Source organism: Inquilinus sp. (genome assembly GCF_057815775.1).
On sequence record NZ_JBYRFX010000240.1, the window covers coordinates 1 to 1,520 of the forward strand.

Sequence of the window (1,520 nt, forward strand, 5' to 3'; positions counted from 1 at the left end):
AGCCGTGGACCGTGAGCTGGTGGGTCACGGTCGGGACATAGAAGCTGACCACCACATCGGCCGCCGCGGGCACGGCGAAATCAACGCCGTCGCTGACCAGGCTCGCACCCGGCGCGATGGTGGCGGACTTCGCCCCCGAGAAGGTCAGCACCTTGTCGGTTGTGGGCTTGATGGACGAGCCGCTGGCGCGCAGTGCGATATGGACATCCTGCACGGTGAGCGGCTTGTCGCCGAACAGGTTGGACAGCTGGATGCGCGCGGAGGTGCCGGCCACGCTGGTGTGCATGATCTGCCGAATCGTCTTGCCCGCGAAATTGATCGGGTCCGCGGCCTGCGGCGCGACGGCCCAGGTCCCGACCCAGGGCTGCCCGCTTCCGACCGACCATGCGGCTGGGGCGGCCAGCATCGCGGCCATGCCGAAACCAGCGGCGATGGCTCGCCGCAACCGGTGCGAGGACGTCATGGCTCAGTCTTTCGAGGAGAAGATGAAGTCAGCGACGTTGCTGTCGCATCAGCGCCGATGACCACCGTTATTCGATAGCCGACGACGCGTTCTGAAATGCTCTGAGATTTTTGACCTGAACAAGCGATCCAACAGGACAGATCTCAGAATTATCATTCGCGCCGTGCATGGCGCGAGTTTTTTCGTACTACAAATGAAATCCTGGACTATGCAGAACAGCCGCCCGCCGGCCCGAAGGGGCGCGGCGACGGGGTTTCTTGGAAAATCCTGCCGGAACGGACGGTCAGGCCGCGGTGGCGATGTCGCCCATGGCGGCACGGGCGGCATGCCAGCTCGCCTCGTCCGGCGCCACCAGGATCGGGCCCTGGCGCAGCGTCGGACGATAGCGGGTGCCGTCCATCACAGCGGCCCAGCCGCCGGCCTCGGCATGCAGCAGCGTGCCGGCCGCATGGTCCCAGGGGAACAGCTTGCGGTAGGCCAGGATATCGATCTGGCCGCTGACGGCGTCGATATAGTCGGCGCCGGCGCAGTTAACATGGACATGCGAGGCAAGGGCGTCGCGCAGCCGCAGCACGCCGGCGGCATAGCCCAGCGGTTTCTTCGCCAGGTTGAAGCCGCCACGCAGCGTCGACAGCGGCCCGGGCCTGGCCAGGGTCAGGCGCTGCCCGTCAAGCCAGGCGCCTTCGCCGCGGATCGTCCAGGCGGTGCGGTTCTCGATCGGCAGATGGATCCAGCCCATCAGCGTCTCGCCCTTGCGGGCCAGGGCGACGATGGTGGCGAAGCGCGGCCGGCCGGCGACGAAATTGGCGGTGCCGTCCACCGGGTCGACGATCCAGACCGGATCGTCGCCATCCAGGAGGTCGAGCACGGCGGGGTCCTTGGCATAGGCCTCCTCCCCCAGCACCCGCGATCCCGGCAGCAGGCCGGGCAGCCGTTCGGCCAGGCGGATCTCGCTTTCCTGGTCGGCGATCGTGACGAGGTCGCCGGGGGCCTTCTCCATTACTGCCCCTTCTTCCAGCCGGCCGAAGCGCGGCAGGATCAGCTCCCGCGCCGTTTC

The 1,520-nt window shown here is 67.3% G+C and carries 2 protein-coding genes; both read right to left on the bottom strand.

Annotation, left to right across the window (positions count from 1 at the left end; all coding sequences use genetic code 11):
* Positions 1-463: hypothetical protein (locus tag AC3XYG_RS08650; RefSeq protein ID WP_489139414.1), on the bottom strand; the 463-nt coding region annotated here is incomplete at its 3' end.
* 283 nt (positions 464-746) lie between these two features.
* The coding region (locus AC3XYG_RS08655) for an inositol monophosphatase family protein (protein ID WP_489139415.1) at positions 747-1,520 on the bottom strand (774 nt) is incomplete at its 5' end.